Genomic DNA, 15,408 nt, shown 5'->3' on the forward strand with positions numbered 1-15,408 from the left:
CGAGGTGTCCGGGGGACGTTCCGGGCGGCGTCGGTTCCGGATACGGCGGCCGTGGCGGCTGCTCGCCGAGGCGTCGGCGCTGCTGATCGCCGTCGTGGTGGCATTCCCGCTGTACTGGATGGTGCTGTCGGCGTTCAAGCCGGCCGGGGAGGTGCAGTCGACGGAGGCCAAGCCCTGGACGCTGTCGCCCTCCCTGGACTCCTTCCGGCGGGTCTTCGCACAGGAGGACTTCGGGCGGTACTTCCTCAACAGCCTGCTGGTGGCGGGCTCGGTGGTGGTGCTCTCCGCGCTGATCGCGTTCCTGGCGGCGACCGCGGTGACCCGGTTCCGCTTCCGGTTCCGCACCACGCTGCTGATCATGTTCCTGGTGGCACAGATGGTGCCGGTCGAGGCGCTGACGATCCCCCTCTTCTTCCTGATGCGGGACTTCGGGCAGCTCAACACCCTCGGCTCGCTGATCCTCCCGCACCTGGCCTTCTCCCTTCCCTTCGCGGTGTGGATGCTGCGCGGGTTCGTGAAGGCGGTGCCGGAGGCGCTGGAGGAGGCGGCCTACCTGGACGGGGCGTCCCGGACCCGGTTCCTGTGGCAGATCCTCTTCCCGCTGGTCTTCCCGGGCCTGGTCGCGACGAGCGTCTTCTCCTTCATCTCGACCTGGAACGACTTCCTCTTCGCGAAGACCTTCCTGATCAGCGACGTCTCGCAGTCGACGCTGCCGATGGCGCTGCTGGTCTTCTTCAAGCCCGACGAGAACGACTGGGGAGGGATCATGGCAGCCTCGACCGTGATGACCGTTCCGGTGCTCGTCTTCTTCGTACTCGTACAACGACGCCTGGTCTCCGGACTGGGCGGAGCGGTCAAGGACTGAACCGGACGCCCCGCACGGGGCCGAAGGACCGATGTCCCGCAGGGGACTGGCTGACGGACCGATGTCCCGCACGGGACTGAATGGGAGTGATGGACGTGGCGGACCTGATACCGGCCCCGGTGGCGGTACGGCAGTCCCCCGAGGGCGCGGTACGGCTGGACGCGGCGGCCACCGTGCACGCGGCCCCCGGCACCGAGGACACCGCGCGCTGGCTGCGCGGAGCGCTCGGTGCCGCGTTCGGCCTGCCGCTGGACCCGGCGGCGCGGGCCGAGGAGGCGACCGTACGGCTGTCGCTGGACGAGTCGCTGGCGGCGGAGGCGTACCGGCTGGACATCGGCCCCGACGAGGCCGTGCACCTCACCGGTGGCGGCCCGGCCGGTGTCTTCTGGGGTGCTCAGACGCTCCGGCAGCTCCTGGGGGCGGAGGCGTTCCGCAGCGCGCCGGTCGCGGCGGCGGAGGCGGTGCTTGCGTACCAGCGCATCGAGGACGCGCCGCGCTTCGGCTGGCGCGGCATGATGCTGGACGTGGCCCGGCACTTCATGCCGAAGAACGACGTCCTGCGCTACCTCGACCTGCTCGCCGCGCACAAGCTGAACGTCTTCCACTTCCACCTCACCGACGACCAGGGCTGGCGCATCGAGATCAAGCGCCACCCCCGTCTCACCGAGGTCGGCTCCTGGCGGCCGCGCTCCAAGTGGGGGCACCGGGCGTCGGAGTTGTGGAACGACACCCCGCACGGCGGCTACTACACCCAGGACGACATCCGCGAGATCGTCGCCTACGCCCACGCCCGGCACATCACCGTCGTCCCCGAGATCGACATCCCGGGCCACTCGCAGGCCGCGATCTCCGCGTACCCGGAACTCGGCAACACCGACGTCGTCGACACCTCGGCGCTGGGCGTCTGGGACACCTGGGGCATCAACCCCAACATCCTCGCCCCGACCGACGGCGTCCTGCGCTTCTACGAGGAGGTCTTCGAGGAGGTACTCGCCCTCTTCCCCTCGCAGTTCGTGCACATCGGCGGCGACGAGGCCCCCAAGGACCAGTGGAAGCAGTCGCCGACCGCGCAGGCCCGGATCAAGGAACTCGGCCTGGCCGACGAGGACGAGCTCCAGTCCTGGTTCATCCGGCACTTCGACACCTGGCTCGCCGAGCGCGGCCGCCGTCTGATCGGCTGGGACGAAATCCTGGAGGGCGGCCTCGCCCCCGGCGCAGCGGTGTCCTCCTGGCGGGGCTACCGGGGCGGCATCGCCGCCGCCAAGTCCGGCCACGACGTGGTGATGTGCCCCGAGCAGCAGGTCTACCTGGACCACCGCCAGCACGGCGGCCCCGACGAACCGATGCCCATCGGCTACGTCCGCACCCTGGAGGACGTCTACCGCTTCGAGCCCGTCCCGCCGGAGCTCTCGGCCGAGGAGGCCCGGCACGTCCTGGGCACCCAGGCCAACGTGTGGACCGAGGTGATGGAGAACCGCCGCCGCGTCGACTACCAGGTCTTCCCCCGCCTCGCCGCCTTCGCCGAGGTCGCCTGGTCGGCCCTGCCCGCCCCGGCCGAACGGGACTTCGCCGCCTTCGCCTCCCGGATGACCGAGCACTACGCCCGCCTGGACGCCCTCGGCGTCGACTACCGCCCGCCCGCCGGGCCCCGGCCCGATCAGCAGCGCCCTGGAGTGATCGGACGCCCGATCGAGGGGGCGCCCCCAAACGTGTGAGCCGCGTGGCCAGATGCGCGCCCCACGCGCCCGGCCCTGGGACCGTTCCCTGGAACCGTCCCGGGGCCTTTCCCGTGCCGCCGTCACCGGTCTCCTGCGCCGGCGGCACCGCATTCCCGCTGCCGTCGTCCGGGACGGCCGGTCGCGCAACGGACCCCCAAACCGTGCAATGTTGAACAACCACCTTGAAGGGTGCGGGGTTGCCCGAATGATCCGAAGCGTGCTGATGCGGTCAATCCGGCCTCTTCGGGAGGAGCGGCCCAAAGGGGCGGTGCGCCCCTGCCTGCGGTGGGAAGTCCCAGGGCGGACCCTCGCGTCGGGCCGATTCGAAGATGTGCCAGAGTTGCCACGTCCGGGCCGGGAGCACGTACCGTACGGCGCAACAAGGCGGGACACCGGGAAGGGGCAGCTGGGTTGACCACGCACGCACCGCAGGCGGCGCAGTCGGTGACGCTGCCCGCTTCGCTCGACGAGGCCGTGGCGGCTCTCACCGCCATGCCCGCCGCCGTGCCCGTCGCGGGCGGCACCGACCTGATGGCCGCCGTGAACTCCGGGCACCTGCGCCCCTCGGGGCTGGTCGGCCTCGGCCGGATCAGCGAGATCCGGGGCTGGCAGTACCAGGACGGGCACGCCCTCCTCGGCGCCGGACTCACCCATGCCCGCATGGGCCGCCCCGACTTCGCCGCCCTCATCCCCGCCCTCGCCGCCGCCTCCCGCGCCGCGGGCCCGCCGCAGATCCGCAACGCCGGAACGCTCGGCGGCAACATCGTCACCGCCGCCCCGACCGGCGACTCCCTGCCGGTGCTGGCCGCCCTGGAGGCGACCCTGGTCGTCGCGGGCCCCGGCGGGCAGCGCGACATTCCGGTCTCCCACCTGCTGGCCGGGCGCGCGATGCTGGAACCCGGCGAGCTCATCGCCTTCGTCCGCGCGCCCCTGCTGCACGCCCCCCAGGTCTTCTTCAAGGCCACCGGCCGCACCGGCCCCGGCCGCGCCACGGCCTCGGTCGCCCTCGTCCTGGACCCGGCCCGGCGCGGGGTGCGCTGCGCGGTGGGCGCGATCGCGCAGATGCCGCTGCGCCCGCTGGAGGCCGAGGCGTGGATCGCCTCGCTCATCGACTGGGACGGCGAGCGCCGCCTCGCCCCGGAGGCCTGCGAGGCGTTCGGCGAATACGTCGCCGCCGCCTGCATCCCGGACCCGCCCCAGCCGGCGGACGGGGGAGAGGCATCGACGCTGCCCCCCGCCGTACTGCACCTGCGGCGCACGGTCGCCGCGCTGGCCCGACGAGCACTGGGGAGGGCGCTGTCGTGACGGACAACACCGAGCACACCGAGCACACTGATCACTCCGAGCACACCGGTGGCGACGGCCACCAGCAGCCGCACGCCCCGGCGTTGGGCCTCACCTCCCACGGCTGGCAGCCGACGCCGCAGGGCGGGGAGTACGACGCCGACGCCACGGCGTTCGTCCAGCTGCCCGAGGGCTTCGACTTCAGCAGCACCGGCACCCCGCTGGCCGCCCCCGGCCACGACTACGTGCCCCCGCACATCACGGCCCCCCTGGAGACCGGGACCTGGAACGTCCACCTCCACGAGGACCCGCAGCCCTACCAGGACCCGCAGGGCCAGAACCCGGGCCAGCACGGTCACGCCCCGCAGGGGCAGGGGCAGGGCCTGGGGCAGGGGCAGGGCCAGCAGCCCTACGGCACGCCGGGGTACGGCGAGTCGGCCCACGGCGAGCACGACCAGGGCGTTCCTGGTGTTCCCGGTGATGCAGGCGTTTCCGGTGCCGCCGGTGTTGCCGGGGTCCTCGGGGTCCCTGGGGTCCCTGGGGTCCCTGGGGTGCAGACCCACCGGCCGTCGGCCGCTCCGGGCTGGCCGGAAGCAGGTCACGACGCCGGTGCCACCAGCCAGTGGAACTTCACCGAGGCCCTCGACACCACCCCGTCCACCACCGACCCGCGACCCGCCGCCTCCGGCCAGGGTGCAAGCCCCGACACCGACGGCGTCGGCGTCGGCACGTCCACGGGCCAGTGGGCGATGCCCTTCACCGACGACGACTCCCGGGACGACTCGGGCGAGTACCCGGCCCTCGGGGCCGTACAGCCGACCCCGGACACCGGGGCAGTGCCGCGCGTCGCGGGCGTGCCGCACGCCGGAGACGCGTCGCTCCCCGACGGCGCGCCGCATGCGTCCGCCGAGCAGGACGTGCACGGCGAGCACGGCGTGCACAGCGAGCCGACCGCCCCGTCCGGTCAGGGGACCGCCCCCGGCGGCCCGGTGCCTCCGGCGCCCTGGCAGATGCACGGTGCTCCCGCGACCCTCCCCGGCGGTGCCGCCGCACCCTGGGCCCTTCCGGCGGCTCAGCCCACCACCGGTACCGCCACCTCCGCGGACGAGCCCGTCCCGGGCGACGGCTCGCACCCCACCGCTGCGGGACCCTTCGTGGGACCGGAGGAGCCCTCGACCGGCACCCCCGCAGCCGGAACGCCCCTCCCGTCCCTCGATTCCGCCTCGGCCCCGGACGCCCCGGCCTCTGCGGCCGACCTCGGCGCAGAGGCCGACACCTCCGAGTCGGCCAGCGCCCACGCCGGAGAGGACGCCCCGGAGGCCCGCGCAGGCGAGGCAGACGCCGGTCCCGCCTCCCCCGAGCCCGGTGCGGACGAGACCTCCGCCTCTGAAGTCGTCGCTTCCGAGGCCGTCGCTTCCGAGGCTTCCGCTTCCGAGGCCTCCGCCGCCCCGGACGCCCCGACCGGCGAAGCGACGGCGAGCCCCGAGGCCCCTCCCGAGGACCCGACCGCCGACCCGGAGGCCGCGGCAGCCGCAGCACCGGACCCCTCCGTCGGCTACGGCACCGAGTACGCCCCCGACTCCGGCCTCGCTCCCTCCCCGGAGCCGGACTTCGCGCCGTCCTACGCCGCCCCGCACGAGCCCCCGCCCTTCCACGACGCTCCCAGCGAACACCCCAGCGCCTCCTACGTGCTGCGGGTCAACGGAGCCGACCGGCCCGTCACCGACGCCTGGATCGGCGAGTCGCTCCTGTACGTACTGCGCGAGCGCCTCGGCCTCGCCGGCGCCAAGGACGGCTGCTCCCAGGGCGAGTGCGGCGCCTGTGCCGTCCAGGTCGACGGGCGCCTCGTCGCCTCCTGCCTGGTCCCCGCGGCCACCACCGCCGGCTCCGAGGTCCGTACCGTCGAGGGCCTGGCCACCGACGGCGAACCCTCCGACGTCCAGCGGGCCCTGGCCAACTGCGGTGCCGTCCAGTGCGGCTTCTGCATCCCCGGCATGGCGATGACCGTCCATGACCTGCTCGAAGGCAATCACGCGCCGACCGAGCTGGAGACCCGGCAGGCCCTGTGCGGCAACCTCTGCCGCTGCTCCGGCTACCGGGGCGTCCTGGAGGCCGTGCGCGACGTCGTCGCCGAACGCGAAGCCAGCGCCGAAGCCGCCGCCACCGGCCCCACCTCGGACGAGGCCCGCATCCCGCACCAGGCATCCCCCGGCGCGGGCAGCGCCCAGCACACCCTTCACCACCCGCACGACGGAGGCATGGCGTGAGCAACGACGCGGCCACCGCGACCGCAGCGGTCGGCGGCACGCAGCAGGAACAGCCCGCCCACGGCCTCGGCGCCTCGCTCCCCGCAGCCGACGCCCGCGCCAAGACCGAGGGCACCTTCCCCTACGCGGCCGACCTGTGGGCCGAGGGCCTGCTGTGGGCCGCGATCCTGCGCTCCCCGCACGCGCACGCCCGGATCCTCTCCGTCGACACGTCCGCCGCGGCAGCCATGCCCGGCGTCCGTGCCGTCGTCACCCACACCGACGTCCCCGGTGACCCGCACTACGGCCGCAAGGTCATCGACCGCCCGGTCTTCGCGTACGACCTGGTCCGCCACCACGGCGAGCCGATCGCCGCCGTCGCCGCCGACCACCCCGACACGGCCCGGCTGGCCGCCGCCGCGATCGCCGTCGAGTACGAGGTCCTCGAACCGGTCACCGACCCCGAGCATGCCTTCGCCGCCGAACCCCTGCACCCCGACGGCAACCTGATCCGGCACATCCCGCTCAGCTTCGGCGACCCCGAGGCCAGTGGCGAGGTCGTCGTCGAGGGCCTGTACCGGATCGGTCGCCAGGACCCCGCCCCCATCGGTGCCGAGGCCGGGCTCGCCGTGCCCCGCCCCGACGGCGGCGTCGAGATCTACACTGCCTCCACCGACCCGCACACCGACCGTGACCTGGCCGCCGCCAGCTTCGGCCTGGACCGCGAACGCGTGAAGATCGTCGTCACCGGTGTGCCCGGAGCCACCGGCGACCGCGAGGACGCCGGCTTCCAACTCCCGCTCGGATTGCTGGCGTTGCGCACCGGCTGCCCGGTCAAGCTGGCCGCGACCCGTGAGGAGTCCTTCCTCGGCCACGCCCACCGCCACCCGACCCTGCTGCGCTACCGCCACCACGCGGACGCCGAGGGCCGCCTTGTCAAGGTCGAGGCGCAGATCCTGCTCGACGCGGGTGCGTACGCCGACGACTCGTCCGAGTCCCTCGCCGCCGCCGTGTCCTTCGCCTGCGGTCCTTATGTCGTCCCGCACGCCTTCATCGAGGGCTGGGCCGTCCGCACCAACAACCCCCCGTCCGGCCACGTCCGCGGCGAGGGCGCCCTCCAGGTGTGCGCCGCGTACGAGGGCCAGATGGACAAGCTCGCGGCCAAGCTGGGCCTGGAGCCCGCCGAGCTGCGCATGCGCAACGTCCTGGCCACCGGTGACCTGCTGCCCACCGGCCAGACCGTCACCTGCCCGGCTCCCGTCGCCGAACTCCTGCGTGCTGTACGGGACTTCCCGCTGCCCACCCTCCCCAAGGACTCCCCGGAAGAGGGCTGGCTGCTCCCCGGCGGTCCTGAGGGAGCGGGTGAACCGAGCGCCGTCCGCAGAGGCGTCGGCTACGCCCTGGGCATGGTGCACATGCTCGGTGCGGAGGGGGCCGACGAGGTCTCCACGGCCACCGTGAAGGTCCACGACGGCATCGCCACCGTCATCTGCGCCGCCGTGGAGACCGGGCAGGGCTTCTCGACGCTGGCCCGCCAGATCGTCCAGGAGACCCTGGGCATCGACGAGGTGCACGTCGCCTCCGTCGACACCGACCAGCCCCCGGCCGGGCCGGCCACTCACGGCCGCCACACCTGGGTCTCCGGCGGTGCGGTCGAGCGGGCCGCGAAGATGGTCCGCACCCAGCTCCTCCAGCCGCTGGCCCACAAGTTCGGCATGTCCACCGAACTCCTCTCCATCGCCGACGGCAAGATCACCTCCTACGACGGTGTTCTGAGCACCACCGTCACCGAGGCCATGGACGGCAAGGAACTGTGGGCCACCGCCCAGTGCCGCCCGCACCCCACCGAACCCCTGGACGAAACCGGGCAGGGCGATGCCTTCGTCGGACTCGCCTTCTGCGCGGTCCGCGCGGTCGTGGACGTCGACATCGAACTCGGCTCCATCCGCGTCGTGGAGATGGCGGTCGCCCAGGACGTCGGCCGGGTCCTCAATCCGGCACAGCTCGCCGCCCGTATCGAAGCCGGCGTCACCCAGGGCGTCGGGGCCGCCCTGACGGAGAACCTCCGCACCCCGCGAGGCCTTGTGCGCCATCCCAACCTCACGCACTACGCCCTGCCGACGGCCCTGGACGCCCCGGACATCCGGATCGTCAAGCTGGTCGAGGAGCGTGACGTCGTCGCCCCGTTCGGCGCCAAGGCGGCGAGTGCGGTGCCCGTCGTCACCTCGCCCGCCGCGGTCGCCTCGGCGGTCCGGGCCGCCACGGGCCGGCCGGTCAACCGGCTGCCGATCAGGCCTCAGGCGGCTGTCAGCAACCCTTAGCCGCGCAGCAACTCATGAGACGCGTACGGCAGTTCTCGATACGGTCCTTTCATGGTCGACTCCAAGATTGCAGAACTGGATTCCGCCGTCGTTCTCGTGACGGGCGCGATGGCCGCGGGGAAGTCCACCGTCGCCCAGGCGCTTGCCGAGCGGCTGCCTCGTGCCGTACATGTCCGCGGGGACGTCTTCCGGCGGATGGTGGTGTCGGGCCGCGTCGAGATGACCCCTGACGCGGGCGAGGAGGCGCTGGCCCAACTCCGGCTCCGCTACCGGCTTTCCGCCGTCACCGCCGACACGTACGCCTCGGAGGGGTTCACCGCAGTCGTGCAGGACATCGTCCTCGGCGAGGAACTGGAGAGGTACGTCGGCCTGGTGCGCACCAAGCCGCTGTACGTCGTCGTCCTCGCCCCGGACGCCGGGGCCCTCGCCGCCAGGGAGGAGGGGCGGGCGAAGACCGGTTACAGCGAGGGATGGACCCCTGCCCTCATGGACCAGGGCATGCGGGAGACCACCCCGAGGATCGGCCTGTGGCTGGACTCCTCGGAACTGACCCCGAAGGGCACCGTCGACGAGATCCTCGTGCGGCTGAGTGAGGCGAGGGTGTAGGGAGCCGACGGCGAGGCAGGGCAGTGAGGTACCGGGCCTCTCGCGCGGCCGGGGAGAAGGCGGGCCGCGCTGTCCAGTGAGGAGGGCCTGCCGGGAGGAGAGCCGGGTCGGCTCTCACGGTCTTCCCTATGCAGTTCACAAGGAACCGGCCGCCGCAGCGACTTCGCACGAAATTCGTGCGTGGAAGAGAGTGTGGCACCTGGGTCTGACAATCGGCCTCTACCCGCTCTGAACTCCGGCTTTCCCTTGTCCTGAGGGACCGGCCCGCTCTGTCGTCCGCCGGGTGCGTGCGGCGTGGTCCCCTTGCCGCTGTCCAGTGGTCTACGCCAGCATGCGGGGCGCGACACGACGTACCGGTGGGACGGAAGGGGCGTGAGGGACTTCATGGGCGAGAAGCAGGTGCCACGCGAGGCGGACGGGGCGGGCAGGGCGGGCGGCGCGCGCGGGTTGCGCGAGGCGGACGGGCCGCGTGGGGAACGTACGAGCAGGGAATCGGAAGGCGGCCTGACCCGAAGGGGACTGGGCCTCCTCGCAGGCGCGGGCCTCGCCGGCCTGGTCCTGCCGGGGTGCGCATACGCGGAAGGCCCCGCTCCGGATGCTCGTACCACCGAGTCTGCTTCGGGCGGTTCCGCCGCCGAGTCCGCCCCGGACGACGGCCCCGCCGCCACCGCGCTGCGGGCCGCGTACCTGGGCACGTACACCACACAGCCCGGCGGCGGGACCGGCATCGGCCTTGCCACGTACCGTCCGGACCGTGGCGCACTCGCCTCGACCGGCGTGCTCGACGGGGTCGCGAACCCGTCCTACCTCGCCCTCGCCCCCGATCGTCGCACCCTGTACGCCGTCAACGAGCAGGCGCAAGGGGCCGTGACCGCGATGCGTCTCGGTGACGGCCGTCCACCCGAGGTGCTCGGGGCCAGGTCGACAGGGGGAGCCGACCCGTGTCATCTGTCGGTGCACGGAAGGTTTCTGCTGAGTGCCAACTACACGGGCGGCAGCCTCGCCGTGCACCCTCGCGGGCGCGACGGTGCGCTGGGCGAGGCCAGCGACCTGGTGCGGCACCAGGGCTCGGGGCCCGATCCGGGGCGCCAGGAAGGCCCGCATGTGCATCAAGTCGTCACGGATCCGGCGGGCCGCCATATCCTGGCCGTCGACCTCGGGACCGATTCCGTGTACACGTACCGGCTGGACGAGCGGAAGGGGACGCTCCGCGAAATCGGCCGGACCGCCACTCGGCCTGGCGCGGGCCCGCGGCACCTGGTCTTCCATCCGGCGGGAAGGCACGTGTATCTGGTCAACGAGCTCGACAGCACCCTCGTGGTGTGTGCGTACGAACCGCGAACCGGAATGCTCACCCCCGGAAAGCCGCAGCCGACCCTTCCGCGCGGAACGGTGCCCGACGAGCGCAATTACCCGGCAGGAGTGATCATTTCGCCGGACGGACGCTTCGTCTACGTGTCCAATCGGGGCCACGACAGCATCGCCGTATTCGCCGTCCAACGCGGCGGGGCCGAGCTGCGCCTTGTTGCCCTCACGCCTTCCGGCGGTTCGTACCCGAGGCACATCGTGCTCGACCCGACGGGTCGCCTGCTGTTCGCTTCCCACCAGAAGTCGGGATCGGTGACGACCTTCCACGTGGATCGGAGGACGGGTCGCCTGAGGTCGGCGGGAGCAGCGCTGGAATTCCCTGTTCCGGTATGCGTATTGCCGCTCTGAGCAGGGGATCTGGGGTGCTCGCGGTCGATTGTCAGTGGGTGCGTCTAGTCTTTTTCGTACGCGGAGATCCCGCGTACGAAAAAGGACAGGAAGGGGGTGCAGGACAGAGGCCGTGATCGGAATCGAACCGACGTAACTCGCTTTGCAGGCGAGCCCCTGAGCCACTCGGGCACACGGCCGTGTGCGGAACCGGTTCACGGGGGAATCGACGAGGTACTGACTGCTCCCCAGAGAGCTTGTTCCTTGGCAACTCCAGAACAGTAGAACGGAATTGAGGGCCCCCTCAAGGGAATCCGGCGGTGTGCAATGCGACTGCCACACCCCGTTCACAGAGCGCGTCACGGTGAGGCGTCACAGCGCTCCGAGGAACGAGGCCACCGCCGCCCGGAAGCGGTCCGGGTCGTCGCCCCAGGGGGGGGAGAGTCCACCCCTGCAAGCCGCCGCCGCTCGCCGCGGGGGAAGGCGTCCACGACGACGGTCCTCCAGGTCGTCGTGGCTGCTCCGGGGCGCGTCGTACGGCGTCCGGTCGTACGACCAAGGGCGGAGATCGGTACCGCCTGCGGACAGGGGTCCACGCCGGATTCGGCCCTTACTCTGAGGCTATGACCGTGCTGGGGCCCCGCGACGCCGATGTCGCACCGACCGACATTCCTGACGACCCGCCGAACGGCTCAGCTGAAGTATCCGCCGAGGTCCCCGACGCCGGGGCGGCGGGTGACGCGGCGCGCAAGTCGGGTGAGGCGCCGCGCGGGGCGGGCGATGTGTCCGGGGGGACGCCCGGCGACCGGTCCGCCGAGGAGGCTCAGGCCGTCGACGTCCTCACGCTGTCCGCGCCGGAAGGGGTGCTCGGCAAGAAGCACCGGGCGCTGAGCATCGGCATCGTGTCGGTCGTTCTGCTCATCGCCTTCGAGGCGACGGCCGTAGGTACGGCGATGCCGGTGGCCGCCCGTGAGCTGCACGGCATTCCCCTGTACGCCTTCGCGTTCTCGGCGTACTTCACCACCAGCCTCTTCGCGATGGTGCTGTCCGGTCAATGGGCCGACCGGCGGGGCCCTCTCGCACCGCTCACCACGGGCATCGCCGCCTTCGCCGCAGGGCTGCTGCTGTCGGGCACGGCGCAGACCATGCTGCTGTTCATCCTGGGGAGGGCCGTCCAGGGGCTCGGTGGCGGGCTGGTGATCGTCGCCCTGTACGTGGTGATCAGCCGGGCCTATCCGGAGCGGCTGCGACCCGCGATCCTGGCAGCGTTCGCCGCGAGCTGGGTCATCCCCTCGGTCGTCGGACCGCTCGCGTCCGGGGCGATCACGGAGAACCTCGGCTGGCGCTGGGTGTTCATCGGCATCCCCGCGCTGGTGGTCTTCCCGCTGGCGCTCGCCCTGCCGGCGATCCGGCGGATGGCCGCCGGACCCGCCGACCCCGAGGCGCCGGTACCTCCCTTCGACCGCAAGCAGATCCGGCTGGCACTGGGCATCTCGCTGGGCGCCGCGCTGCTCCAGTACGCGGGCCAGGACCTGCGGTGGCTGTCGCTGCTGCCTGCCGCGCTGGGGGCGGCGCTGCTGGTGCCGGCGGTCCTCGGGCTGCTGCCCCGGGGCACGTACCGGGCGGCGCGGGGGCTGCCGTCGGTGGTGCTGCTGCGCGGGGTGGCGGCGGGTTCGTTCATCGCGGCGGAGTCGTTCGTGCCGCTGATGCTGGTCACCGAGCGGGGGCTGTCGCCGACGATGGCCGGGTTCTCGCTGGCGTTCGGCGGGGTGACCTGGGCGCTCGGGTCGTTCATGCAGTCGCGGCCCCGCATGGAGCCCTACCGGGAGCGGTTGGTCTCGTTCGGCATGGTGCTGGTCGCGGCGGCCATCGCGGCGGTGCCGACGGTGCTGATCCCGTCGGTTCCGGTGTGGATCGTGGGTGTCGCGTGGGGCTTCGGGTGCTTCGGCATGGGCATGGTCATCGCCTCGACCAGCGTCCTGCTGCTCAAGCTCTCCGCCCCCGAGGAGGCGGGCAGCAACTCGGCGGCCCTCCAGATCTCCGACGGCCTGTCCAACGTGATGCTGCTGGCGGTCGGCGGGGCGGTCTTCGCGGCCCTGGGCGGAGGCTCGGTGGCGGCGCACTCGTCGGTCACGGGTGCGGCCGGGGGTTCCCACCCGACGGCGTTCGCGGCGGTGTTCCTGCCGATGGCGTGCGTGGCGCTGGTGGGGGCCTGGGTGGCGACGCGGCTGCGCGAGCGGGAGCCTGCGTAGGAGCCGTGGTGGGCCCAGCGGGGCGGGGCGGGGCGGGTCACGACGGGGCGCGGCGCCTGCCCGGACGGTGGCATGCCGTGCCCGGGCAGGGCCGGGTTTCGGGAGCGGGCGGCGACGGCCGCCCCGGGCCGGACCCGGGCCGATTCCGAGCCGAAACCGGGCCGGTCCCGAGGCGAAACCGGACCGGACCCGAGCTGGACCCGGGCCGGCCCCGCGCCGGATTCGGGCCCGTCCCCAGCCCGTCCCCAGCCCGTCCCGGGCCCGTCCAGAGCCGGTCCCGGTCAGGCCCGCCGAGCCGGCGCCGGTCTGCTCGACGGGGTTGTGAGGTGAGTCCCAAGAGGGCCCGTCCGGACGCGCTCGCCGCGCGTCGCGGGTGGAGCGCCGGTAAGGTGGCCCGGTTGTCGTACGGGCCCCGGATGTTCATCCGGCAGGCCTCCGCGGCAGCCGCCACGTACCCGACGCTGCGACCGGAGACCGTGACTACTACCACCTCCCACCACCTCTCACCCGCCTTCCCCGGCCGTGCCCCCTGGGGCACCGCCAACAAGCTGCGAGCCTGGCAGCAGGGGGCGCTGGAGAAGTACATCCAGGACCAGCCCCGCGACTTCCTCGCGGTGGCGACGCCCGGCGCCGGAAAGACGACCTTCGCGCTGACGCTCGCCTCGTGGCTGCTGCACCACCACGTGGTGCAGCAGGTCACGGTGGTCGCCCCGACCGAGCACCTGAAGAAGCAGTGGGCGGAGGCCGCCGCCCGGATAGGCATCAAGCTCGACCCCGAGTACAGCGCGGGACCGCTCAGCAAGGAGTACCAGGGCGTCGCGGTGACGTACGCCGGAGTCGGCGTACGCCCGATGCTGCACCGCAACCGGTGCGAGCAGCGCAAGACGCTGGTGATCCTCGACGAGATCCACCACGCCGGTGACTCCAAGTCGTGGGGCGAGGCGTGCCAGGAGGCGTTCGACCCGGCGACGCGCAGGCTGGCCCTGACCGGTACGCCCTTCCGGTCGGACACCAACCCGATTCCCTTCGTGGCGTACGAGGAGGGGAACGACGGGATCAGGCGGTCATCGGCCGACTACACCTACGGCTACGGCAACGCCCTCGCCGACGGCGTCGTGCGGCCCGTGATCTTCCTCAGCTACAGCGGCAACATGCGGTGGCGGACCAAGGCCGGCGACGAGATCGCGGCACGGCTCGGCGAGCCGATGACCAAGGACGCCATCGGACAGGCCTGGCGGACGGCCCTCGCGCCGACCGGCGAGTGGATCCCCAACGTCCTGGCCGCCGCCGACAAGCGGCTGACCGAGGTCAGGAAGGGGATCCCCGACGCGGGCGGGCTGGTGATCGCCACCGACCAGGACTCGGCCAGGGAGTACGCCAAGATCCTGAAGAAGGTCACCGGCGAGAAGCCCACCGTGGTCCTCTCCGACGAGAAGGCGGCGTCGAAGAAGATCGACCAGTTCAGCGGGGACGAGTCCCGCTGGATGGTGGCGGTGCGCATGGTGTCGGAGGGCGTCGACGTGCCGCGCCTCGCGGTCGGGGTGTACGCGACGACCATTTCCACACCGCTCTTCTTCGCGCAGGCCGTGGGGCGTTTTGTGAGATCGAGGCGCCGGGGCGAGACGGCGTCGGTGTTCGTGCCGACGATCCCCATGCTGCTCGACTTTGCGAACGAGATGGAGGTCGAGCGGGACCACGTCCTCGACAAGCCGAAGAGCGGCAGCGAGGAGGAGAACCCCTTCTCGGAGGAGGACAAGCTCCTCGCCGACGCGGAGAAGCTGGAGGACGAGGAGACTGAGGACCAGCTGCCGTTCGAGGCGCTGGAGTCGGACGCGGTCTTCGACCGGGTGCTGTACGACGGGGCCGAGTTCGGGATGCAGGCGCACCCGGGCAGCGAGGAGGAGCAGGACTACCTCGGGATTCCGGGGCTCCTGGAGCCCGACCAGGTGCAGCTGCTGCTCCAGAAGCGGCAGACCCGGCAGATCGCGCACAGCCGGCAGAAGCCCGCCGCCGAGGCCGACCTGCTGGAGAAGGCGGCCGAGGCCAGGCCGGTCGTCACCCACAAGCAGCTGCTCGAGCTGCGGAAGTCGCTGAACACGATGGTCGGGGCGTACGTCCATCAGAGCGGCAAGCCGCACGGTGTCATCCACACCGAACTGCGCCGGGTCTGCGGCGGTCCGCCGAGCGCGGAGGCGACGGCCGGGCAGCTCAAGGAGCGCATCAAGAAGGTCCAGGAGTGGGCCACCCGGATGCGGTGAGGTCCGGGCCCGGGTGACGGCCCCGGGGGGCATGGGGTCCCGGGGGCGGGGCCCTGGGGGCCCGGGGCGGGGACCTGGGGTCCCGGGGCGGGGCCTGGGGTCCCGGGAAACGACTGAGGGCGGGATCCGGATCTGTGCGTGCTCCGGGTCCCGCCCTGCCGTC

9 protein-coding genes and 1 tRNA gene are annotated in these 15,408 nt (G+C 72.5%); 9 read left to right on the forward strand and 1 reads right to left on the reverse strand.

Annotated elements, in window-relative coordinates; all coding sequences use genetic code 11:
• The first annotated feature begins 4 nt into the window (after nt 1-4).
• The 7 genes from IE269_RS17590 (at nt 5) to IE269_RS17620 (ending at nt 10,756) form a co-directional block, all read left to right on the forward strand.
• Nucleotides 5-865, forward strand: coding sequence for a carbohydrate ABC transporter permease (locus tag IE269_RS17590; protein WP_189824268.1), 861 nt, complete (start codon nt 5-7; stop codon nt 863-865).
• 89 nt (nt 866-954) lie between these two features.
• Nucleotides 955-2,580: a beta-N-acetylhexosaminidase gene (locus IE269_RS17595; RefSeq protein WP_189823957.1), complete on the forward strand. Its 1,626-nt coding sequence runs from the start codon at nt 955-957 to the stop codon at nt 2,578-2,580.
• A gap of 414 nt (nt 2,581-2,994) precedes the next feature.
• Nucleotides 2,995-3,888, forward strand: coding sequence for an FAD binding domain-containing protein (locus IE269_RS17600; RefSeq protein ID WP_189823958.1), 894 nt, complete (start codon nt 2,995-2,997; stop codon nt 3,886-3,888).
• On the forward strand, nt 3,885-6,134 hold the full coding sequence (locus IE269_RS17605; RefSeq protein WP_308436967.1) for a 2Fe-2S iron-sulfur cluster-binding protein: 2,250 nt from the start codon (nt 3,885-3,887) through the stop codon (nt 6,132-6,134). Before IE269_RS17600 ends, IE269_RS17605 begins: the two co-directional genes overlap by 4 nt.
• Nucleotides 6,131-8,434: a xanthine dehydrogenase family protein molybdopterin-binding subunit gene (locus IE269_RS17610; protein WP_189823959.1), complete on the forward strand. Its 2,304-nt coding sequence runs from the start codon at nt 6,131-6,133 to the stop codon at nt 8,432-8,434. Before IE269_RS17605 ends, IE269_RS17610 begins: the two co-directional genes overlap by 4 nt.
• 51 nt (nt 8,435-8,485) lie before the next feature.
• On the forward strand, nt 8,486-9,040 hold the full coding sequence (locus tag IE269_RS17615) for a P-loop nucleotide/nucleoside kinase family protein (RefSeq protein ID WP_189823960.1): 555 nt from the start codon (nt 8,486-8,488) through the stop codon (nt 9,038-9,040).
• 372 nt (nt 9,041-9,412) lie between these two features.
• Nucleotides 9,413-10,756 (forward strand): lactonase family protein, encoded by a 1,344-nt coding sequence (locus IE269_RS17620; protein WP_229897927.1) that lies wholly within the window; start codon nt 9,413-9,415, stop codon nt 10,754-10,756.
• Nucleotides 10,757-10,863: 107 nt separating this feature from the next.
• Here IE269_RS17620 and IE269_RS17625 read toward each other — a convergent pair.
• A tRNA-Cys gene (locus IE269_RS17625) sits at nt 10,864-10,935 on the reverse strand.
• 423 nt (nt 10,936-11,358) lie between these two features.
• Between IE269_RS17625 and IE269_RS17630 the strand changes: the two genes are divergently transcribed.
• The gene (locus tag IE269_RS17630) at nt 11,359-12,987 is read left to right on the forward strand and encodes an MFS transporter (RefSeq protein WP_229897926.1); all 1,629 of its coding nucleotides are present in this window, start codon (nt 11,359-11,361) and stop codon (nt 12,985-12,987) included.
• Nucleotides 12,988-13,403: 416 nt separating this feature from the next.
• Nucleotides 13,404-15,245, forward strand: coding sequence for a DEAD/DEAH box helicase (locus tag IE269_RS17635; RefSeq protein WP_438817587.1), 1,842 nt, complete (start codon nt 13,404-13,406; stop codon nt 15,243-15,245).
• Nucleotides 15,246-15,408 lie beyond the last annotated feature (163 nt).

The organism is Streptomyces spiroverticillatus, from assembly GCA_014650415.1.
Taxonomy (GTDB): Bacteria; Actinomycetota; Actinomycetes; order Streptomycetales; family Streptomycetaceae; genus Streptomyces; species Streptomyces spiroverticillatus.

Excerpts from the sequence above, each read along its gene's own strand:
- IE269_RS17595 (WP_189823957.1), top strand. The coding sequence starts at position 955 with ATGGACGTGGCGGACCTGATACCGGCCCCGGTGGCGGTACGGCAGTCC.
- IE269_RS17635 (WP_438817587.1), top strand. The coding sequence starts at position 13,404 with ATGTTCATCCGGCAGGCCTCCGCGGCAGCCGCCACGTACCCGACGCTG.
- IE269_RS17630 (WP_229897926.1), top strand. The coding sequence starts at position 11,359 with ATGACCGTGCTGGGGCCCCGCGACGCCGATGTCGCACCGACCGACATT.
- IE269_RS17615 (WP_189823960.1), top strand. The coding sequence starts at position 8,486 with ATGGTCGACTCCAAGATTGCAGAACTGGATTCCGCCGTCGTTCTCGTG.